This is a genomic window from Microvirgula curvata, assembly GCF_054781615.1.
In genome coordinates this window covers 56,696-77,727 of record NZ_BAAGUB010000022.1, presented here as the reverse complement: position 1 = coordinate 77,727, position 21,032 = coordinate 56,696, and the positions used below count along the sequence as shown (strand labels likewise).

The following is a 21,032-nucleotide window of genomic DNA, read 5'->3' as shown; positions in this document are numbered from 1 at the left end:
ATGCCGTCGGCATTGGCGGCATGTCCGGGACCGCATTCAGCAATGCAAGGCCGGAAACGGCCTTATGGGCGGCCAATGGAGAACATCAGTCCGGTCACGTCGGAGGCTGTCGCGCTGTATTCGAGCTTGCCGACCCGTTGCGAGACGGGTTTCGGGCTGCTGATATTGGCGACAGCTTCCTTGACCAGCGCAATGACCGCCTGATTGTTCTCGTCCCTGGGGACGGCCGGGTTCAAGGCCTGGGCGGCGAACAGCAGCATGGCCAGCGACCGCACATTTTCCGAATTGTCTGTTTTTGAACCGGATGTGACCAGCATCACATATTCCAGGGAACCGTCCTGCTTGCTGACCGCGCCCATGATGCCGGCCTGCCTGGAAAACTGATGGGTAAAGGTATCGTTTTTTTCTCCGGAGCTGATGGTCAGCCTGGGAATGGCGTAGCGGGGATCTTCTTCACCGGCAATGGCATTGAATGATTTCCGGAATCCTTCCGGCGTCATGCCCAGCCCCTTGCCCGACTGCACGGCTTCCGCCGGGTCGAGGACCGGCGCGGGCGCTGCCGCGCCATCCCCGGCTTTCGGATACAGCCCGCCGGCAACGCCGAAGGCGATCAGGGCCGCAAGCAGACCACCCGACAGCAGATGGGTACGGGGCGGGGTGTCGCCGGTTTTCCGGTTCCTGAACAGGGCCGGCGCAATCAATCCCAGCACGGCGATCAGCAGAAACACGAGTCCGATCAGGGCGGCGAGGCCAGTGAGTATCAACATCAGGATTTCCCGGGGGTATGGGTGAATAGCAATTGAATTTATTTTCGCCGCCAATTATCCACTCATCATCTCTTTGCCGGCAAATGCCGCCCCGATCCGCATCCTGCTGCAACGCAGAATGACACGCCGCTTTTTCCCGCCTACCTTTGAGCTGACGTCCACAAGGTGTCTGACAATCGAACTTGCCATTCCCTATCCAAAATAAAGAGGAGACCCCTGAAAATGGATACTGTGGCTACCTTCCGGGTCCCGCGCGTGGCCTATCTGGACTCGCACGGCCATCTGCCGGCCCCGCCGGCCGGTTTCGACCCCGACCGGCTGGTACCGGTCTATCGCGGCATGATGCTGACCCGCGCCTTCGACGCCAAGGCGGTCGCTTTGCAGCGTACCGGCCAGTTGCGTACCTATCCGTCGTCACTGGGCCAGGAAGCGGTCAGCGTCGGCCTCGCCAGTGTGATGCGGCCCGAGGACGTGCTGTTGCCGACCTACCGTGAAACCGGTGCCATGCTGTGGCGCGGGGTACGGATGGAGGAAATCCTGCTGTACTGGGGCGGTGACGAGCGCGGCAGCGATTTTGCCGGCCCGCGCGAAGACTTTCCGATCGCGGTGCCGATCGCCAGCCAGTGCTGTCACGCTGTCGGTGTGGCCCAGGCATTCAAGTCTCGCCAGTCGCCCCGGGTGGCAGTGTGCTGCCTGGGAGACGGTGCGTCATCCAAGGGCGATTTCTACGAGGCGATGAATGCGGCCGGGGTGATGCAGCTGCCGGTGGTCTTCGTCATCACCAACAACCAGTGGGCCATCTCGGTGCCGCGCAGCCGGCAGACGCTGGCGGTCAGTTTCGCGCAGAAGGCCATCGCCGCCGGCATTCCCGGCGAGCAGTGCGACGGCAATGATCCGATCGCCGTCCGCGACGCGATCGGCCGGGCGGTCGAACGCGCCCGGCGCGGGGAGGGCGCCAGTCTGGTCGAGTGCGTGACCTACCGGCTGTCCGATCACACCACTGCCGACGATGCGCGCCGTTATCGCGACGAAGCCGAAGTCAGCGCGGCCTGGGCCAATGAACCGGTAGCGCGTCTGCGTCACTACCTGGCCGACCAGAAGCGCTGGAGCAAGCAGGACGAGGAAGCGCTGATCGCCGAAATCGGCGCGCAGGTGACCGCGGCCGTCGAGCGCTACCTGGCCACGCCGCTGATGCCGCGCCAGGACCTGTTCGATTATCTGTACGCCGAGTTGCCGGCCGATCTGCGCCGGCAGCGCGATGCATTCCTGCTCGATGCGGAAGGAGCCGGCCATGACTGAAATGACCCTGCTCGAAGCCATCACCACCGCGCTGGCGCATGAGCTGCAAGCCGATCCGGACGTTGCCGTGTTCGGCGAGGATGTCGGGGCGAATGGCGGCGTGTTCCGCGCCACCCAGGGGCTGCAGGCCCGCTTTGGCGAGGCGCGGGTGTTCGATACGCCGCTGGCGGAAACGCTGATTGCCGGCATGGCGGTCGGCATGGCGGCCCAGGGCATGAAGCCGGTGTGCGAGATCCAGTTCGCCGGTTTCATGTATTCGACCTTCGACCAGTTGATCAACCAGGCGGCACGCATGCGCCATCGTACCCGTGGCCGGCTGACCTGCCCGATGGTGCTGCGCACGCCGGTCGGCGGCGGCATCCACGCGCCGGAACACCATGGTGAATCGCCTGAAGCCTGGCTCGCCCATGTGCCGGGTCTGAAAGTGGTGATCCCCAGCTCGCCGGTGCGTGCCTACGGGCTGCTGCTGGCGGCGATCCGCGATCCCGACCCGGTCATTTTCCTTGAGCCGACCCGCTTGTACCGGCTGCTTAAGGAGCCGGTCAGCGATGACGGCACGGCGCTGCCACTCGGCGCCTGCTTCACGCTGCGCGAAGGCAGCGACGTGACCCTGGTCAGCTGGGGCGCGGCGGTGCGCGAGACGCTGCAGGCGGCCGACCGGCTGGCCGGGCAGGGCATCAGCGCCGAGGTCATCGACGTGGCGACGGTCAAGCCGCTGGACATCGACACCATCCTTGCCTCGGTGGCGCGCACCGGTCGCTGCGTGATCGTGCACGAGGCGGCTCGCACCGGCGGCGTCGGCGCCGACATCGCCGCCCAGCTGGCCGAACGCGGACTGATGAGCCTGCTGGCGCCGGTGGAACGGGTGACCGGCTTCGATATTCCGCTGCCGCTGGCGCGGCGCGAGGACGAATACCTGCCCAGCGTGGAACGCATCCTGGCCGCCGTGTCGCGGACGATGTCTTTCTGAGCGGCCTTGCCGCGCTGCTGCATACCTACAAGGGGAAAACCATGAAAACCTTCCATCTGCCCGATCTCGGCGAGGGGTTGCAAGAAGCCGAAATCGTCAGCTGGCATGTCGGCGAGGGCGACCACGTGGTGGTCGACCAGCCGTTGCTGTCGGTGGAAACCGCCAAGGCCATCGTCGATGTACCGTCACCGTTTGCCGGCCGTGTGGCCCGCCTGCACGTCAAGGCCGGCGACATCGTGCCGCTGGCGTCGGCGCTGATCGATATCGACGACGGCGAGGCCGGCGACAGCGGCACCGTGGTCGGCGACGTCAAGGCGGTCAGCGAGTCGGTGCGCGAAGATATCGAGCCGGCACAGGCGGCCGCCGGTCGTGGCGTCAGGGCGATGCCGGCGGTACGGGCGCTGGCGTCCAAGCTCGGCATCGATCTGGCCATTGTCACGCCCAGCGGTCCGGACGGCACCATTCTCGCCAGTGATGTCGAACGGGTGTCGAAGATTCTGGCCAGCGTCACGCCGATGGAAACCCTGCGCGGTCCGCGCCGGGCCATGGCGCAGATCATGGCGCGGGCGCACGAGGAAGTCGCCGCCGTCACCCTGACCGAGGATGCCGACATCCACGGCTGGGCGGCCGGCGAGGACACCACCTGGCGGCTGATCCGCGCCATCGTCGCTGCCTGCAGGGCGGTGCCGGTACTGAATGCGTGGTACGACGCCAAGGCGCTCGGCATCCGCAAGCTGGCCCAGGTCGATCTGGGCATCGCGCTGGACATGGCCGATGCGCTGTTCGTGCCGGTGCTGCGCGATGTCGGTGGCCGCGACAAGGACGATCTGCGGGCGGCGATCGAACAGATGAAGGTCGATGTCGGCAACCGCGCGGTCGCACCGGAGGATCTGCGCGGCAATACCATCACCCTGTCGAACTTCGGCATGGTGGCCGGTCGTTACGCGAGCCCGGTCATCGTGCCGCCGACCGTCGCCATTGTCGGCGCCGGCCGGGCGCGCAAGCAGCCAGTGGCCGTCGGTGACCAGGTGGCGGTGCACCGGCTGTTGCCGATGTCGCTGACCTTCGACCACCGCGCGGCCACCGGCATCGAGGCTGCGCGTTTCCTGAAAGTCCTGATCGCGGATCTCGAAGCCGGGGCATAAGCGTGCCCCCCGGGCGGATGCAAGGTCCGCCCGGCCAGACTCATGGCGGCGAGCGACGGCGGCCACGGTGGCGTCGGCGCTCGCCCTCCGGATGACACCGTCCGTGGCGGCGGGATGATTTCAGCCCTCCCGGTCGCGGTGATCGCGCTCTCCGTGTTTCCAGTAACCTTTGGCGCTCAACTGCGCCGGCGTCAGCGGCGACCACAGGCTGCGCCAGTGCCTGACCAGACCGGACTCCCCGGCGATCCACACCTGGCCGTCATGGCCGAGCCGTCGTGCGCGGTCGAAGACGTCGGCCTGCAGGGCGTCGATGTCGGCACCTGGCGCATCGGCATACAGCCAGGTTTCCTGCAGGCGGGCCCGGGTCGGCAGCGGCTGGCGTTCGCGTGCGTCGGTGACCAGCGCCAGTACGTGCACATCGAGATCGGCGGGCAGGGTTTCCAGAATGCGCTGAATGGCCGGCAGCGCGCTGGCGTCGGCGGCCAGCCACAGCCAGCGGGCATCGGCCTGCAGGGCAAACCCGCCGTGGCGCGGGCCGGCAATGCCGAGACCGGCACCGATGGCGGCCTGCCGTGCCCAGGCCGATACCGAACCGTCGTCATGGCGCTCATCACCATGCAGCACGAAGTCGATATCCAGCGTGCCGGCGGCGCGGTCCACGTGGCGCACGGTATAGGCACGGCCTTCGCGTCCGGGCGGGAAAATCTTGACCCAGGCGGCCGGGGCGTCGATGCCGTCGGTCGACAGCAGCGTATGCAGCGTCGGCCCGCCCAGGGTCAGGCGACGCATGTGCGGGGTGACGGTCCGGGCGGCAACAACCTGGGCCACGATTTGTGGCTGGCGGCGGGGAAGGGAGAAGGTCATGACAGGTTCCGGATAAATGCGAGCAATTGCTCATGAATTCCGGTTAGCATAAAAGCGATCCCTGTCTCTGGAAACTCGCATTGCCAACGGCAGCGAAACCCCCGTCAAAACCCCGCAAACAGCCGCTCCGGGCACATTTTCCGCACAGGGTCGAGCGCCTTTCCGTGGCCATGGCTCGCGTTCCGGCCATGCACGGCGATGCGGCGGACAATACCGGTCTGGTTGCGGCGTTCACCGCCGCCCGCTCACTGCCAGCCGTAGCGGCGGGCGTAGACCCCTTTCACCCCCTGCACCAGCAGGCCGTAGCCGAGCAGCAGGGCCAGCAGCCACGGGAAGTACGCCAGCGGCAGCGCTGTCAGCTTGAAGCAGGTATTACGATTGGCGACATCGATTCAATGCGCATGCCTTCTCCCGTCCGGGCCCGCTGTCGCCGGCCGGGGCCGGCGCGGGGACCACCATGACGGTACGCCTTGCCCGGGTGGGGGCTCATTGCGCCAGCGCAATGAAAGACCGCCTACCTGACGGTGACTTCGACGCGGCGGGCTTCCCTGTTGCTGGTGTAGCCGGTCGATTCGAGCGGTTTTTCCAGATCGATGCGTTCTTCCGCGATGCCGGCCAGCACCAGAACCGCCTTGACCGATTTGGCGCGATCCCTGGCCAGCGCCGCATTCCGGTCGCTGTTGCCGGTCTTGTCGTGGAAGCCGGAAATCGCGATCCGGGCATCCGGGTGGGCCGTGGCGTAGTCGATGACGGCCTGCAGTTGCAGCTCGCTGTCATCCGGCACGCTGACCGAGGCGACATCGAAGTAGAGCCTGACCGGGGCGGGGCGGGCGGCGGCCTGCGGCATGGTGCTGGCCGGGGCGGCTGGCGGCTGTGCCGGTGCTGCGGGCGGGGGTACGATGCCGATGGCTGTCGTGCCGGTTCCGCACTGGCGCAACTGGGTCAGTGCCATCAGCAGCACCAGCAGGACAATGATCCATGGCAGCCAGCGGCGCAGCAGTGGCGGCGACGGGCTGTCCGGCGGAAGATCGGGCGCGATGGCGTGGATGCGCTCACTGGCATCGGCTGCGGTGGTGCCGACGCTGGCCGTCAGGCCATCGAGGCCCAGGAGGCCGGGCAGGCCGGCCGGCAGCGCGCCGGCAAGCGACGGTTTCTGTTCGGCCAGCAACTGGCCGAGCCCGGCCGCATCCAGTTGCCGTTCGGCAATCAGGGCCTTCAGCTTGCCGGACAGCAGCGGCGCCGCCAGCGCCAGCACGCCGCCTACGGTCGAGGTGGCGAGACTGTGCCGTGCGGCGAGAGCTTCGGTGATAGCGCCAAGCCGCTCGCCGAACAGCGACGACAGCAGGGTGCGCCCGGTCGTCATCAGGGTGCCGGTATCGATACCCTGCGGCAGTTCGCTGGTGCCGGGACCGGGGTCGGTACGCTGCAGCAGGTCGATGACAGCGCCCGCGCCCGCGGGGCCGGTCCCCAGTTGCACCAGCCCGCCCAGCAGCACCGGGACGACGGCGTCGATGGCACGCCGGGTGCTGCCCTGCGTATCCGCCACCGCGGTGGCGGCCATGTCGGCGAAATGGCCGTCCAGTGCCTGTGACAGGGTGCCCAGCAGATTGATGGTCATGGTGGTCTTTCCGGTGCGGGGGAAGGGGGCGCGCGGTGGGAGGGCGGCCCCCTGGTATTACCGTAGACCAGATTGCGCGGGAGCAGGATGGCCGGCCCGGCCGGCTTGACGGTCAGCCGGTCCGGGTGTTTAATTGATCGACTAGTCAATCTATTAATTATCCAGCGGGAGCCGCCATGCGCACAGTCGATCCGGAAAAGCACGAGGCCAGACGAAGACAGATTCTCGACGCCGCTGTCCTGTGTTTTGCCCGACGTGGTTTTCATCAGACCCGGACCGCGGAAATCTGCGCCGAAGCGGGCATGAGCCCCGGCAATGTCTTCCATTACTTTGCCGGCAAGGATGACATCATCGCCGCCATCGTTGACGAGGATGGCCGCGAGACCGCCGCCCGTTTTGCGCGGACAGACGGGGAAACCGACGCCATCGCGGCGCTGATGGCGCGCATCGACGCCTCGCTGGCGCTGGCGACCGATCCGATCCAGGTCCGGATCACGCTGGAAGTGGTGGCCGAGGCGGTGCGCAATCCGGCGATGATGGCGTGTGCGGCACGCAACGAGGCCGTCCGGCGCACGGCGCTGGCCGGGTTGCTGGAGTGGGCGCAGGCGCAGGGACAACTGGCGGCCGGCCTGGATATCGCTGCCGCCGTGGACTGGGTCCTGATGCTGCTGGACGGTTACTTCGACCGTGCCGTCATCGACCCGGCTTTCGATGCCGGGGTCGCCCGCGCGCGGCTGCGAGCCTCGATTCTTCACTTCCTGCGCGGCGAAGCGGCGTGAGCCCGCATGACCGGACCTGCGACATGATGCCAATACCTTCCCCGCCGCCGCGGCTGGCCGAAGTCGACGCGCTGCGCGGCTTCGCCCTGCTGGGCATTCTGGTCGTCAATATCGGCGTGTTCGCTTCCAGCTATTACGGCAGCGGCATGCCGGACCCGGTCTTCGACCGGCCGCTGGACCGCGCGGTGCAACTGGCCGTGGCCCTGCTGTTCGAGACCAAGTTCTATCTGCTGTTCTCATTCCTGTTCGGCTACAGCTTCACCCTGCAGATCGACTCGGCGCAGCGTGCCGGTCGCGCCTTCGTGCCGCGCTTCTGCCGCCGGCTGGCCGGGCTGGCGCTGCTCGGCCTGCTGCATGCGCTGCTGCTGTACGTGGGCGACATTCTGCTGCTTTATGCGCTGCTCGGCCTGCTGCTGCTTGCCTGGCGAAACTGGACGCCGGCCGGGGCGGTCCGCTTCGGCGTGGCCTGCATTATCGTGTCGGGGCTGGTCTGGGGCGCCCTGGGCGGCTTGATGCTGGTGTTCGGCGATGGCGTCGATCCGGCGCTGGTGCAGCAGCAGGCCGGGCAGGCACTGGCCGCCTACCGCGGGACGCCGGCCACGATCATCGCCTGGCGCTGGCAGGACCTGACCGGCGTCGTGTGGCCCGGGCTGGTGCTGCTGCAGGCGCCGGGCACACTGGCCATGTTCCTGTTCGGGCTGGCAGCCGGCCGGCGCCGGCTGCTGGCCGACGGGGCGCGGCAGGTGCCGGCCGGGCGACTGGTCGCCATCGGTCTGCCGCTCGGCCTGGCCGGTGCGGTGGTCTATGCGTATGCGGCCGTGTTCTGTCGGGCATCGGCGCTCGGGGTGCTTGGCATGGCGGTCGGCCTGCTCAGCGCCCCCCTGCTGACCGGCGCCTATGTCGGGCTGGCGCTGCGCGGGTTCCGCAGCGCTGCTGGCGGTGCACTGGCCGCGGCGCTGGCACCGGCCGGCCGCATGGCGCTGTCGAATTACCTGCTGCAGTCGCTGGTCTGCGCCTTGCTGTTCACCGGTTACGGGCTGGGACTGATCGGCCGGCTGGCGCCGTGGCAGACACTGCTGATCGCCCTTGCGCTGTTCGCCATCCAGCTCCGCGTCAGCGCTTGGTGGCTGACGCGGCACGGTTACGGGCCGGCCGAATGGCTGTTGCGCGCCGTCACGCATGCGGCCTGGCCGCGCTGGCGCAGGGACTGACTCAGGCTGCGGACAGGCGGGCGCGGAGCTTGCCGAACGCTTCGACGACCAGCAGGGTCAGACCACCGGCGACGATGCCGGTGACGACATCGAGCAGCAGCGGTACGCCGATGCCGAGCAGCGGACCGATGCCGGCGACGGCAGCGACCGTGGTGCCGGCTTCGGCAATGGCGTGGTGCAGCGGGCCGATGCCGTGGGTCAGGATGCCGCCACCGACCATGAACATGGCCACGGTGCCGATCACCGTCAGCGCTTTCATCAGTTTCGGCGCGGCCAGCAGCAGGCCGCGACCGATCGCCCGGGCCACGGCGCCGGTCTTGTCCAGCAGGTGCTGGCCGAGGTCGTCCATCTTGACGATGGCGGCCACCAGGCCGTAGACGCCGACGGTCATGACCAGCGCAATCGCCACCAGCACGCTCAACTGGCTGGTCAGCGGCTTGTCGGCCACGGTGCCGAGCGCAATGACGATGATTTCCGCCGACAGCACGAAGTCGGTGCGGATGGCGCCCTTGATCTTGTCGGCCTCGAAGGCGGCGAGGTCGACCTGCTCATCAGCCACGGCGGCAAGCTGCTCGGCATGCTGGCGGGCCGTGTCGTCCGCGCTGTGCAGCCATTTGTGTGCCAGTTTTTCCACTCCTTCCAGGCACAGGTACAGTCCGCCGAGCATCAGCAGCGGTGTGACGGCCCACGGGGCGAAGGCGCTGATCGCCAGGGCGGCCGGCACCAGGATCGCCTTGTTCTTCAGCGAACCGACGGCCACCGCCCAGACCACCGGCAATTCCCGCTCGCTGCGGACACCGGAAACCTGTTCGGCGTTCAGGGCCAGGTCGTCGCCAAGCACGCCGGCGGTTTTCTTGGCGGCAACCTTGGTCATGACGGCGACGTCATCAAGAATGGAAGCAATATCGTCAAGCAGGGCAAGCAGGCTGGCTCCAGCCATGGGGATCTCCGTTCGGGGGGATGGGCGGGGTGCCCGGGCAGGGCGCGAGTGTAGCGGTTTCGCCCGTGCTGCGGAGACCGGTTTTTGTCATAAAGTTAGTTGATAATTAGTCGATAGCGACTATGGCTATGTCTGGCCGGGGGTTTCTCGTGCTGGAAGTGCGTCTCAAGTAACGGCAGCACTGCGTCTGTCACCCCCCAGGAATCAACATGTCCCGACTCAGCTTCAGAACCCGCGTTCTGCTCCCCGTTCTCGGCCTGGCCTGCCTGCTGCTGGCGATCACTGCCGGCGCCATGGCCTATCTGGAATCGAAACGCATCGATGGCGCCATCCAGCAGGAAACCGCCAGGCAGGGACAAACGGTTATCGACTCGCTGACGGTCATCGACCAGTTGATGATGGCCGAGGTCAAGGCCTCGATGCGGCTGCTGATGATGCGTGGTCAGGCCCTCGGCCCGGCTGCCGCCGGCCCGGTGGTGACCGTATCCGGCCAGTCCGTCCCCGACCTGCAGCTTGGTGCGGCAGGGCAGGCCAGCCGTTTCGAGCTGGTCGATGGCGTGACCGGCATCATGGGCGGGACCGCCACCCTGTTCGTCCGCCGGGGCGACGATTTCGTCCGCATCTCCACCAATGTGAAAAAGCCCGACGGCAGCCGGGCTATCGGCACGCTGCTCGACCCGAAGGGGCGTGCCATTGCCGATCTGAAGCAGGGCAAGGCTTTCTATGGCCAGGTCGACATTCTCGGCAATCCGTTCATTACCGGCTACGAGCCGATCCACAATGCGGCCGGCGAGGTCATCGGCGCCTGGTATGTCGGTTACAAGGCCGACCTGAAAGTGCTGGGCGATGCGATCGCCGCCGCCGGCATTCTCGATCATGGCGTGGTCGCGCTGATCGATGACCGTGACCGCATCCGCTTCCATTCTTCCAGCAGCGACGAGGGCACGGTCAGGGCGATCCAGCAGAACAGTGATGGCTGGCAGGTGTCGAAGCGGGACTTTGCGCCGTGGAGCTATTCGGTGCTGATGGCGTTTCCGCTCGAGCAGGCACGGGCCATGAAACTGGATATCGTGCTGCCGGTGGTCGGCGTCGGCCTGCTGCTGGCCGTGCTGCTGGCGATACTGCTGTACTGGCAGCTGAACCGGATGGTGCTGGTGCCGCTTGGCGGCGAGCCGGAGCTGGCGATCTCCATCGCCCACGATATCGCCGGCGGCAACCTGGGGGCCACCGTGCCGCCGGCGCGGCCGGACAGCCTGCTGGGCGCCATTGCCGACATGCAGTCGTCACTGAAGCGGATGGTCGGCACCATCAATGGACTGGCGGGGCGGGTGGCGGACAATGCCGCCCGGCTGGCGGCGACCTCGTCCGATGTGTCCGGCCGGGTCACCCGGCAGAGTGACATCACCGCCGACCTGGCCCTGGCGCTGCAGCAGATCAATGCCAGCGCGGCGGCAGTGGCCAACAATGCCGGCCTCGCCCACCAGAAGGCCGGCGATGCCGGTCAGCAGACCGTCGACAGCGGCAATGTGGTCGAACGCACGGTCGCGGGCATGCGCACCAGCGCCGATTCGGTCAGTCGCTCGGCCGGCACCATTGCCGAGCTGTCGGGCAGTTCGGAGGAAATTTCCCGCATTATCGGCGTGATCGGCGACATTGCCGACCAGACCAATCTGCTGGCGCTGAATGCGGCGATCGAGGCGGCGCGGGCCGGCGAGGCCGGCCGCGGCTTTGCCGTGGTGGCGGACGAGGTGCGCAAGCTGGCCGAGCGCACGTCCAGTTCGGCGGCCGAGATCGGACGCATGATCGGCGACATCCAGACCCGCACCCGGCGGGCGATGGAAGAAATGGAAAGCGGCAACCGCCAGGTCAGCGATTGCGTCGAGCTGGCGAATGCCGCCGGCGCCAGCATGGCCGGCGTGCGCGAGGCGACCCTGACCGTGGTCGGCGCAGTGGCCGACATCTCGGCCGCGCTGACCGAGCAGTGCAGCGCGACCGGGCAGATCGCCGGCAACGTCGAGCATCTGGCCAGCATGGACGTCGAGAACAACGGCGCGCTGCAGGCGCTGGCGCACTCGGCGCAGGACATGGAAAAGCTCGCCGACGACCTGCGCGACGCGATTGCCGCTTTCCGGCTCTGAGTCGCCGGCGACCGGCAGTCAGTCGCCGGGGCCGGGCTGCATCACCTGCTCCCACAGCCGCGTTACCTGGGCGTAGTGCACCAGCAGTGCCGCATCGGGCATGACCTTGCGGCCTTCCTGCAGCCGCAGCGCGTGCTGCAGGCGCCGGTAGTGGCGGTAGGCATCCTGAGCCTGTTTCGCCAGCTCGTGGTCGATCAGGCCGGCATTGGCGGCCAGGCCGAGCAGGGCGATATTGCCGAGGTTGCCGGTCAGCTCCGGGAAGCGCCACGCATGGCCGAGCACCAGGTACTGCACGATGAACTCGACGTCGACAATGCCGCCGTGCGCGTGCTTGATGTCGTCGTCGCGCGGCGGGTGGGATTCGCGCATCCGCTCACGCATGGCCAGCACTTCGGCCCGCAGCGAGCCCGGGTCGCGGGTCATAGTCAGCACGTCGAAACGGGTTTTCTCGAAGCGGTCGCCGACCGCCGCATCCCCGGCGACGAAGCGGGCGCGCGTCAGCGCCTGGTGTTCCCACAGCCACGCCTTGCCGCGCTGGTAGTTGGCGAAGGCGTCGACGGTGCTGACCAGCAGCCCGGCTGCACCGTCCGGGCGCAGGCGCAGGTCGATGTCGTACAGGATGCCGGCCGGGGTGGCGGCGGTCAGCCAGGTCGACAGCTTGCGCGCCAGCCGCGCGTACAGGTCCGGCGCATCCGGGTGCGGATCGTCGTACAGGAAGATCAGGTCGAGGTCGGAGCCGTAGCCGAGTTCCTTGCCGCCCAGCTTGCCGTAGCCGATGACGGCGAATTTCGGTACCTCGACGTGGCGCTTGCCGATATCGAGCCACGCGGCCCGCACGCAGGCGGCCAGCACGGTGTCGGCCAGCAGCGAGACCTGGTCCGACAGCGCTTCCAGCGGCCACATGCCGGCCAGATCCTGCGCCACCAGCCGGAACTGCTGCGCGTGCTGGAAGTGGCGCAGGATATCCATCTGCGCCTCGACGTCGCCGCGCGCCTCGTCGAGCTGGTGCGCCAGTCCGGCCGCCAGTTGCGGCCAGTCCGGTTCGGCATACAGCACCCGCGCGTCGAGCAGCTCGTCGAGCAGGATCGGGTGCTTGGTCAGGTAGTTGGATACCCACGGGCTGGCCGAGTACAGCGAGGCCAGCCGTTTCAGCGTCTGCGGGTACTCGGTCAGCAGCGCGATATAGCTGGAGCGGCGGCTGATGGCCTCGATCAGGCCGAGAATGCGCGTCAGCGTGGTGTCCGGGCCGTCGCAGCCGGCGGCGACCTCGATCAGCGCCGGAATCAGGGCATCGATGCGCTGGCGGTTCTTGGTCGGCAGGTCGCGATAGCGCTGCGAATTGGCGAAGGCGGCCAGACTGCGCATCACCTGGGGGGCATCGTCATAGCCGAGCTCGCCGAGCTGCGCTGCCGCACCGTCTTCCTGGATATCGGCCCACAGGCCGGACAGCGGGTGGCTGACATGTTCCTCGGTCGGCAGGAAGAATACCTGCTCGAAATGACGGTGCACGGTGGCGCGCACCCGGTTCAGCCGGGCGACGAACGCGTCCCAGTCGGCACAGTCCATGCTGGTGGCGATGCACGCCCGCTGTGCCGGATCGACCGGCAGGGTCTGCGTCTGCTGGTCGTCCAGGTACATCAGCCGGTGTTCGAGCCGGCGCAGGAAGTCATAGCTGTCGGCCAGCTCGGTGACCGCTTCCGGCTCCAGCAGGCGCATGTCGCCGAGCCGTGCCAGCGCCTCGCGCGTCGAGCGGGTCTGCAGGCTTTTCTCGCGCCCGCCCCGGATCAGCTGGAATACCTGGGCAATGAATTCGATCTCGCGGATGCCGCCCTGGCCGAGCTTGATATTGTCGATCAGGTCGCGGCGCGCGACTTCGCGCTGGATCTGCTTGTACAGCTCGCGCATTGCGCCATAGGCGTTGTAATCGAGATACTTGCGATAGACGAACGGACGGGCGAGGTCGGCGAGCACGGCATCGTCGCCGGTCATCACCCGCGCCTTGATCCACGCATAGCGTTCCCATTCGCGGCCCTGGGTCAGGAGGTAGTTTTCCAGCGCCGCATAGCTCATCACCAGCGGTCCGGAATCGCCATACGGGCGCAGCCGCATGTCGACACGGAACACGAAGCCGTCGGCGGTCAGCTCGGACAGGGCGGCAATCAGCTTCTTGCCGAGCAGGGTGAAGTACTCGTGGTTGCTGATCTTGCGATCGCCGTCGGTCTCGCCGGATTCCGGGTAGATGAAGATCAGGTCGATGTCGGAGCTGACATTCAGTTCGTCGCCGCCGAGCTTGCCCATGCCGATCACGATCATTTCCTGCTCGCGGCCGGACTCGTCACCGATCGGCCGGCCATAGCGCGCCAGTTCCGGCTTCAGTGCCGCCAGCGCCGTATCGACCGCAAACAGCGCGAAGTCCGAAATCGTCGCCATGACCTCGTCCAGCGTGGCCAGTCCCTCCATGTCGCGTGCAATCAGCCGGGCCAGCAGCGCGCGGCGCAACCGGCGCAGTGCAGTCTTCAGCATCGCTTCGTCGGCCACCGCGAACGCCGCATAGCGTTCGCTCATTTCCGCCCGGGTGAACGGCGCATGCAGCCGCGCAGGCAGTTCGGCAGCCAGTTCGGGGTCGGCGGCGAGCGTTCTTCGTAACCAGGCACTGTGGGCAAGGGCATGGGCAAGCGTGTTTACTGGCATAATTGCGGACCTTTGTCGTATTGGGCGACTCGTCGTCCATTCTACCGTCCAGAAGATTTTGAACGCCTCCCGTTTCTCGCTGCCCTCATGGCCGGTGGGTGCCCTGCTCAAGCGCACTGCGCGCGTGCTGGCACTGCTTGCTGCGGTCATTGCCGTGCTGATGACCGCGGTATGGCTGTGGATGACCCAATACCTGCTGCCCAACCTGGATGCGTTCAAGCCGCGCATCGAGGCGGCCCTGACTGATGCCGTGGGGCAGCGGGTGCGCATCGGTGCGCTCGGCGGCCGTGTCGACGGCGTGGTGCTGACCCTGACCCTGGACCGGGTGCGGATCGAGAATCCGGTCGATGGCCGGGCACTGACGCTGGACCAGATGCAGGCGCAGCCATCGTGGACCAGCCTGATCCACCTCGAACCGCGCTTTCACCTTATTGAACTGAACCGGCCGCTGCTCGACCTCTATCGCGACGGCCAGGGTCGCCTGTTCCTGAACGGGCTGCAGTTCGGTCAGGGCAGTCATGACGGCCATCTGATCAACTGGCTGCTGCGCCAGCATGAAATCCGCATCAACCAGGCCGGCATCCACTGGCGCGACGATCTGGCCGGGCTGGCCGCGCTCGATCTGCGCAATGGCCGACTGGTGCTGCGACGCGGCCTGCTGACGCATACGCTGACGCTGTCGGCCACGCCGCCGGCCGACTGGTTCTCGCGATTTGATGCCGAGCTGTCGTGGTCGGGCGACGATATCACCCGCTGGACCGACACCTGGCGCGGCAGCTTCTCGCTCGATATCGGCGGCGCGCGCTTTGCGCCATGGCAGCGCTATCTGCCGTGGATGGCGCATCTGCCGTCCGGCGAAGGCCGGGCGCGGCTGAGCGGCGAATTCGCCGCCGGCGAGCTGACCGCCGGCAACGCCGCGTTCGATCTGCGCAATGTGCTGCTGCGGCCGGACGCGCACCGTGACCCGGTCTCGGTCCCGCGCCTGTCCGGCGAGATCGAGCTGAAAACCGGCCGCGGCAATCGCCACACCCTGGCGGCGCGCAAGCTGCTGGCGCAAACCAGTACCGGCATGCTGTTCGACAATGCGGCCCTGCAGGCGGAATGGCGACCCGGCCGCAACGGCGAGGGCAAGCTGTCGGTGTCGCGCGCCGATCTCGGCGCGCTGCGTCCGCTGCTGCGCGTGCTGCCGCTGGGCGAGAACGCGTCGTGGAATGCGCTGGACCCGGTCGGCTTTGTCGACCATGTCGAAGCCAGCTGGCGCGGCGAACTGAAGGCCCCGACGTCCTATGCGCTGAAGGGGCGCTTTGCCGGCCTCGGCTGGCAGCCGCTGAATACACTGCCGGGCATGGCCGGTGTCGACGGCGACATTGAATTCGACCAGAAGGGCGGCTCGCTGGATATCGAGGACAACAGCGGTACCACGCTGACGCTGCCGCACGTGTTTGCCGAACCGCTGCACCTGAGCCGCCTGAATGCCGATGTCCGCTGGACGCGCAGCGGCGACAATGTGGATGTGCGGCTGAAAAAGGTCGCACTGACCAATGCCGATCTGGACGCGACGATATCCGGCCGTTACCAGTGGCTACCGGCGCAGAGCCGGACCGGGCTGATCGATCTGACCGCCAGCATTCCGGCCGTCGCTGCCAGCCGGGTGCCGCAGTACCTGCCGCTGGTGGTCGGTCGCGACACGCGCAACTGGCTGGCGGCCGCGCTGAAGAGCGGCACGGCACGTGATGCCAGCCTGTTGCTGGAAGGCAATCTGGACAAGTTTCCGTTCGAGCACGGCGGTGGCCGCTTCCTGGTCACCACGCGGGCCAGCCGGGTCGGGCTTGAATACGATCGTGCCTGGCCGATGGTCAGCGAAATCGACGCCGATCTGCGTTTCGAGAATGCCGGCATGCTGATTACCGCGCAGCGCGGCCGGATCGGTGCCGCCGCCGTCAGCAATACCCGGGTCAGCATTCCCGATCTTGGTGCGAATGAACCGCATCTGCTGATCGATGGCCAGGTCGACGGTGCCGGGATGGAGTTCGTCAGGTTCCTGCGCAACAGCCCGCTGAACGCGCGGCTCGACAATCTGGCGGACACGATGGGCATCGACGGACGCGGCAAGCTGGGGCTGAAGCTGGACATTCCGCTGCTCCAGGCCGAAGCGACCCGCGTGGCCGGCAACTTCACCTTCAACCACAACCGGGTCACACTCGGCGGCGGCGTGCCGCCGCTGGAGCAGGTCACGGGCGTGCTCGGCTTTACCGAACATGGCGTCAGCGCACGCGGCATTGCGCTGCAGGCGCTCGGTGGCTTTGGCCGCCTCAACGCGGACACCCAGGCCAACGGCACCATGCGCTTCGTCGCGACCGGCCGCGCCGATTCGCGCGCGGCGCTGGCGACCTATTTTCCGCTGCTGGTGCCGCACGTCGGCGGCATGGCGCCGTATACGGCGACGGTCACGATCGGCAAGACACTGGAAAGCATCAAGGTGGTCAGCCGGCTGGAGGACGTGACCTCCGACCTGCCGGCGCCGTTTGCCAAACGGGCCAGCGAGACGCTGCCGCTGGCGATCGACATGCGCCCCGACGGCAAGCTGGACCGGCTGAACATCCGGCTTGGCGGCGAGGCCTCGGCCAATATCTGGCTGAAGGGCAGCGATCTGGTGCGCGGCAGCGTGCGGGTCGGCGACGGCAACGGCCCGGTCCCGGCGCGCGGTCTGACGGTGTATGTCGCCAACCGGCGCATCGACCTGGCGCCGTGGCTGGCACTGTTCGGCGGCGGCAGCAACAGCACGGATGGCGGCGGGCAGGCCTTCCCGGTCACGCTGGCGTTGCGCACTGACGAGCTGCTGGCCTTCGGCCGGCAGCTGAATGCGGTCCGGATCAGCATGTCGCCGCGCGATGGCGGCTGGAGCGGACGTCTTGACGCCCGCGAGGCGGCCGGCGCCTTTGCCTTCGATGGCCGGGGGGAAAAAGTCCAGGTCCGGCTGTCGCAGCTGACGCTGCCACTGCCGCGCAGCAAGACCGACGCGGCGCAGAATACCGCTGCCGACAACCGGGCGCTGGAACGGTTGCCGGGGCTGGACGTGCAGGTGGAACGGCTGAACTGGCATGACCGTGACGTCGGCCGGCTCGGCATCAATGCCGAGCGGCAGGGCAAGGACATCTGGCGGCTTGACCGGCTGAGCCTGTCGTCGCCGGACGGGCAGCTGCAGTTGTCCGGCGTGCAGCGCCGCGATGGCGAGGCGCTGAATTCCCGCCTCGACGTGCAGATGGACAGCGGCAATCTCGGCCGCTTCCTGACCCGGGTCGGGGCGCCGGAAATGGTGCGCGGCGGCAAGGGCAAACTCAATGGCCAGCTGCGCTGGCATGGCGCGCTGGTCGACCCGGACAGCGCCAGCCTGTCCGGCAAGCTCGACCTCGACGCCGAGAACGTGCTGTTCACCAAACTCGACCCCGGCGTCGGGCGGCTGATCGGCCTGACCACCCTGCAGTCGATCGGCCGGCGGGTGCGATTCGATTTCCGCGATATCTTCGGCGAAGGCTATGCGTTCGACTCGGTCCGTGGCAGCATCGGCATTGATCAGGGCATTGCCGAGATTTCCGAACTCAAGGCCAGAAGTCCGGCTGCGACCATCACCTTCGCCGGCACGGCCAATCTGCGCCAGGACTCGCAACTGATCCGGGTGAGGGTCGAACCGCACCTGTCCGAAGGGGTGGCCATCGCCGCCGGTGCCGCCATGCTGAACCCGGTGATCGGCGTCGGTGCGCTGGCGGCGCAGAAACTGCTGCAGGACCCGCTGGGCAAGCTGTTCTCGGTCGACTACCTGGTCACCGGCAGCCTGACCGATCCGCAGGTCAGCAAGGCCGACAAGTCGTCACCCGCCCGTACCGACGGCAGCAGCGGTAACGGCAAGGGCAAAGGAAAGGGACACAGATGAACGCACCGATAACGGTTGCTGCGGTCCAGATGGTGTCCGGTACCGATCCGGATGCCAACCTCGCCACCGCCCGCACGCTGGTGCTCGACGCCGCGGCCCGCGGCGCCAGGCTGGTGGTGCTGCCGGAATACTTTGTGCTGATGGGCATGAGCGATCGCGACAAGCTGGCGATCGCCGAGACCCCCGGCGACGGGCCGCTGCAGGCCGCCACCGCCGCCATCGCGCGCGATGCCGGCGTATGGCTGATTGCCGGCACCCTGCCGCTGCGCGCCGACGTGGCCGACAAGGTGCGCAACACCACACTGGTTTTCGATCCGGCCGGTGTCTGCCGTGCGCGTTACGACAAGATCCACCTGTTCGGTTTTTCCGGGCTGGGCGAGCGCTACAGCGAATCCGACACCATCGATCCCGGCAGTACGCCAGTGGTGGTCGATACCGTCATCGGCCGGGTCGGCCTCAGCGTCTGCTACGACCTGCGCTTCCCCGAGCTGTACCGGGGCTTCGGCGAGATCGCCGCCTTCGCGCTGCCGGCCGCCTTTACCGCCGTGACCGGCGAGGCGCACTGGGAGCCGCTGATCCGCGCCCGCGCGATCGAGAACCAGTGCTATGCGATCGCCAGCGCCCAGGGTGGCACCCACCCGAGCGGACGCAAGACCCACGGTCACAGCATGATCGTCGATCCGTGGGGCAAGGTACTGGCCGAACTGGCGCAGGGCGAGGGCGTGATTACCGCCGACCTCGACCCGGCCTACATGGCATCGGTGCGCACCCGCCTGCCGGCGCTGAGGCACCGGGTGCTGTGACGCCGCGCCGCTGCCACTGGAACCTGCCCGAATCATCCCCATTTCATCGTCACCCCTGTGGGCGACGTCACCCGATTTTGCGAAAGCTGCCATGAACGTCCAACATCTCGACATTGCCGATGAACTGCTGCTTGCCCGCAACGGGCTGAACCCGGAACAGCTGGACCGGGTGTTCGCCCGGCTGGGTGAACACCAGATCGACTATGCCGACCTGTATTTCCAGTACACCCGTCAGGAAGGCTGGAGTCTCGACGAGGGCATCGTCAAGGCCGGCAGCTTCTCCATCGACGAAGGGGTCGGCGTGCGGGCGGTCAGCGGCGAGAAAACCGCTTTTGCCTACTCGGATGAAATCTCGCTGCCGGCGCTGCTCGCCGCCGCCGATGCGACCCGCGCCATCGGCCGCGCCGGTGGTGACGGCCGCGTGCAGGCGGTCCGCCGTGTCGGGGGCCACGCGCTGTTCGCGCCGATGGACCCGATCGCCAGTCTGGACTCGGCGGCCAAGGTCGCGCTGCTGGAACGGCTGGAACGCATCGCCCGCGCACTCGACCCGCGCATCAGCCAGGTGATGGCCGGGCTGGCCGCCGAATACGACGTGGTCTACATCGCCCGTCGCGACGGCACCCATGCTGCCGACGTGCGGCCGCTGGTGCGGTTGTCGATCTCGGTCATCGTCGAGCAGGACGGGCGCCGCGAGCAGGGCTCCAGCGGCGGCGGCGGCCGGCTCGACTTCAGCTATTTCAGCGAAGAGATGCTGCATCGCTACGCGAAGGAAGCGGTTGACCAGGCACTGGTCAACCTCGATGCGCGACCGGCTCCGGCCGGGCAGATGACCGTGGTGCTCGGCTCGGGCTGGCCCGGCGTGCTGCTGCACGAGGCGATCGGCCACGGACTGGAAGGCGACTTCAACCGCAAGGGCACGTCGGCATTCGCCGGCCGCATCGGCGAACGCGTCGCCGCCCGGGGCGTGACCGTGGTCGACGACGGTACGCTGGCGCTGCGTCGCGGCTCGCTGAACATCGACGACGAGGGCACGCCGACCGCATGTACCACGCTGATCGAGGATGGCATCCTGACCGGCTACATGCAGGACAGCCTGAATGCACGGCTGATGGGGGTGGAATCGACCGGCAATGCGCGTCGCGAAAGCTATGCGCACATCCCGATGCCGCGCATGACCAACACCTACATGCTGGCCGGCGAGCGCGCGCCGGAAGAAATCATCGCCTCGGTCGAGCACGGGCTGTACGCGGCCAACTTCGGCGGCGGCCAGGTCGACATCACCAGCGGCAAGTTCGTGTTCTCCGCCAGCGAAGCGTGGATGATCGAGAACGGCAAGCTCGCCTATCCGGTCAAGGGCGCGACCCTGATCGGCTCCGGCCCGGAAGTGCTGAACTACGTGTCGATGATCGGCAACGACATGGCGCTGGATGCCGGTGTCGGCGTCTGCGGCAAGGAAGGCCAGAGCGTGCCGGTCGGCGTCGGCCAGCCGACGCTGCGCATCGATGGCGGACTGACGGTGGGCGGGACGGCCTGAGGGCGGCACGACTCCGTCTGGTGAGGCTGGCACGGAGAGGCCGGCAGAAAAAAGCAGCGGTCTTGCAGACCCGCTGCTTTTTTCCTGCTGCCCGATCCTTAACCCCTACTTAGATACGGGTTTTTTTCGCCGCCGGGCCGGCAGGGGCTATCCGCCGCCCATTCCACATTGCATAATCAGTTTGTCCGACAGCAGGACTACAAGGCGCGCACGGGGAGTGTGGGCGGATGCGTCCGCCTCAAGCCATATGGATCGCCACGACGATCCGCATACATACAGCATGCTGTCGGGAGCCCGAAGACACCGGGCATGTCGCGTCCGGCCGCCAGGCCGCCGTGACCG

The 21,032-nt window shown here is 67.4% G+C and carries 14 protein-coding genes; 9 read left to right on the top strand and 5 right to left on the bottom strand.

Annotated elements, in window-relative coordinates:
* Window positions 1-62: 62 nt before the first annotated feature.
* Window positions 63-821 (bottom strand): hypothetical protein, encoded by a 759-nt coding sequence (locus tag ACYVG8_RS10470; RefSeq protein ID WP_460745734.1) that lies wholly within the window; start codon window positions 819-821, stop codon window positions 63-65.
* 168 nt (window positions 822-989) lie between these two features.
* Here ACYVG8_RS10470 and pdhA point away from each other — a divergent pair, with 168 nt between their 5' ends.
* Genes pdhA through ACYVG8_RS10455 form a run of 3 tightly spaced genes read left to right on the top strand, consistent with a single transcriptional unit; the run spans window position 990 to window position 4,181 of the window.
* Window positions 990-2,066: a pyruvate dehydrogenase (acetyl-transferring) E1 component subunit alpha gene (pdhA, locus tag ACYVG8_RS10465; RefSeq protein ID WP_028498946.1), complete on the top strand. Its 1,077-nt coding sequence runs from the start codon at window positions 990-992 to the stop codon at window positions 2,064-2,066.
* The gene (locus ACYVG8_RS10460; RefSeq protein WP_028498945.1) at window positions 2,059-3,036 is read left to right on the top strand and encodes an alpha-ketoacid dehydrogenase subunit beta; all 978 of its coding nucleotides are present in this window, start codon (window positions 2,059-2,061) and stop codon (window positions 3,034-3,036) included. Before pdhA ends, ACYVG8_RS10460 begins: the two co-directional genes overlap by 8 nt.
* A gap of 41 nt (window positions 3,037-3,077) precedes the next feature.
* Window positions 3,078-4,181 (top strand): dihydrolipoamide acetyltransferase family protein, encoded by a 1,104-nt coding sequence (locus tag ACYVG8_RS10455; RefSeq protein ID WP_028498944.1) that lies wholly within the window; start codon window positions 3,078-3,080, stop codon window positions 4,179-4,181.
* Between the two features lie 120 nt (window positions 4,182-4,301).
* Here ACYVG8_RS10455 and ACYVG8_RS10450 read toward each other — a convergent pair whose 3' ends face one another.
* The gene (locus tag ACYVG8_RS10450; protein ID WP_028498943.1) at window positions 4,302-5,045 is read right to left on the bottom strand and encodes a siderophore-interacting protein; all 744 of its coding nucleotides are present in this window, start codon (window positions 5,043-5,045) and stop codon (window positions 4,302-4,304) included.
* 514 nt (window positions 5,046-5,559) lie between these two features.
* Window positions 5,560-6,663, bottom strand: coding sequence for an OmpA family protein (locus ACYVG8_RS10445; RefSeq protein ID WP_460745732.1), 1,104 nt, complete (start codon window positions 6,661-6,663; stop codon window positions 5,560-5,562).
* Window positions 6,664-6,839: 176 nt separating this feature from the next.
* Here ACYVG8_RS10445 and ACYVG8_RS10440 point away from each other — a divergent pair, with 176 nt between their 5' ends.
* Entirely contained in the window at window positions 6,840-7,442 is a 603-nt protein-coding gene (locus ACYVG8_RS10440) for a TetR/AcrR family transcriptional regulator (RefSeq protein ID WP_112692852.1), read from the top strand.
* Window positions 7,443-7,465: 23 nt separating this feature from the next.
* Complete coding sequence (locus ACYVG8_RS10435) at window positions 7,466-8,653, top strand: DUF418 domain-containing protein (RefSeq protein ID WP_211249607.1); 1,188 nt, start codon at window positions 7,466-7,468, stop codon at window positions 8,651-8,653.
* Between the two features lies 1 nt (window position 8,654).
* Here the strand turns inward: ACYVG8_RS10435 and ACYVG8_RS10430 are convergent, their stop codons facing one another.
* Window positions 8,655-9,593, bottom strand: coding sequence for a DUF808 domain-containing protein (locus ACYVG8_RS10430; protein WP_028498939.1), 939 nt, complete (start codon window positions 9,591-9,593; stop codon window positions 8,655-8,657).
* Between the two features lie 209 nt (window positions 9,594-9,802).
* On the opposite strand from ACYVG8_RS10430, the gene ACYVG8_RS10425 reads away from it, so the two are divergent.
* Window positions 9,803-11,731, top strand: coding sequence for a methyl-accepting chemotaxis protein (locus ACYVG8_RS10425; protein ID WP_112692851.1), 1,929 nt, complete (start codon window positions 9,803-9,805; stop codon window positions 11,729-11,731).
* 18 nt (window positions 11,732-11,749) lie between these two features.
* Here ACYVG8_RS10425 and glnE read toward each other — a convergent pair whose 3' ends face one another.
* The gene (glnE, locus tag ACYVG8_RS10420) at window positions 11,750-14,422 is read right to left on the bottom strand and encodes a bifunctional [glutamate--ammonia ligase]-adenylyl-L-tyrosine phosphorylase/[glutamate--ammonia-ligase] adenylyltransferase (RefSeq protein ID WP_028498938.1); all 2,673 of its coding nucleotides are present in this window, start codon (window positions 14,420-14,422) and stop codon (window positions 11,750-11,752) included.
* 58 nt (window positions 14,423-14,480) lie between these two features.
* Between glnE and ACYVG8_RS10415 the strand changes: the two genes are divergently transcribed.
* The 3 genes from ACYVG8_RS10415 to tldD all read left to right on the top strand — a co-directional run bounded on the left by ACYVG8_RS10415 (window position 14,481) and on the right by tldD (window position 20,690).
* Window positions 14,481-18,353 carry a YhdP family protein gene (locus ACYVG8_RS10415; RefSeq protein ID WP_460745731.1) on the top strand — a complete coding sequence of 1,291 codons (3,873 nt, stop codon included), beginning with the start codon at window positions 14,481-14,483 and terminating at the stop codon, window positions 18,351-18,353.
* The gene (locus ACYVG8_RS10410) at window positions 18,350-19,156 is read left to right on the top strand and encodes a carbon-nitrogen hydrolase family protein (protein WP_107889666.1); all 807 of its coding nucleotides are present in this window, start codon (window positions 18,350-18,352) and stop codon (window positions 19,154-19,156) included. The genes ACYVG8_RS10415 and ACYVG8_RS10410 overlap by 4 nt, the downstream gene beginning before the upstream one ends.
* 91 nt (window positions 19,157-19,247) lie before the next feature.
* Window positions 19,248-20,690: a metalloprotease TldD gene (tldD, locus tag ACYVG8_RS10405; protein WP_028498935.1), complete on the top strand. Its 1,443-nt coding sequence runs from the start codon at window positions 19,248-19,250 to the stop codon at window positions 20,688-20,690.
* The last annotated feature ends 342 nt before the right edge of the window (window positions 20,691-21,032 follow it).

Bases quoted from the DNA above. Each gene is read 5' to 3' on its own strand.
- glnE (WP_028498938.1), bottom strand. From the start codon at position 14,422: ATGCCAGTAAACACGCTTGCCCATGCCCTTGCCCACAGTGCCTGGTTA.
- ACYVG8_RS10410 (WP_107889666.1), top strand. From the start codon at position 18,350: ATGAACGCACCGATAACGGTTGCTGCGGTCCAGATGGTGTCCGGTACC.
- ACYVG8_RS10425 (WP_112692851.1), top strand. From the start codon at position 9,803: ATGTCCCGACTCAGCTTCAGAACCCGCGTTCTGCTCCCCGTTCTCGGC.
- ACYVG8_RS10455 (WP_028498944.1), top strand. From the start codon at position 3,078: ATGAAAACCTTCCATCTGCCCGATCTCGGCGAGGGGTTGCAAGAAGCC.
- ACYVG8_RS10435 (WP_211249607.1), top strand. From the start codon at position 7,466: ATGATGCCAATACCTTCCCCGCCGCCGCGGCTGGCCGAAGTCGACGCG.
- ACYVG8_RS10450 (WP_028498943.1), bottom strand. From the start codon at position 5,045: ATGACCTTCTCCCTTCCCCGCCGCCAGCCACAAATCGTGGCCCAGGTT.
- pdhA (WP_028498946.1), top strand. From the start codon at position 990: ATGGATACTGTGGCTACCTTCCGGGTCCCGCGCGTGGCCTATCTGGAC.
- tldD (WP_028498935.1), top strand. From the start codon at position 19,248: ATGAACGTCCAACATCTCGACATTGCCGATGAACTGCTGCTTGCCCGC.
- ACYVG8_RS10460 (WP_028498945.1), top strand. From the start codon at position 2,059: ATGACTGAAATGACCCTGCTCGAAGCCATCACCACCGCGCTGGCGCAT.
- ACYVG8_RS10445 (WP_460745732.1), bottom strand. From the start codon at position 6,663: ATGACCATCAATCTGCTGGGCACCCTGTCACAGGCACTGGACGGCCAT.
- ACYVG8_RS10430 (WP_028498939.1), bottom strand. From the start codon at position 9,593: ATGGCTGGAGCCAGCCTGCTTGCCCTGCTTGACGATATTGCTTCCATT.
- ACYVG8_RS10440 (WP_112692852.1), top strand. From the start codon at position 6,840: ATGCGCACAGTCGATCCGGAAAAGCACGAGGCCAGACGAAGACAGATT.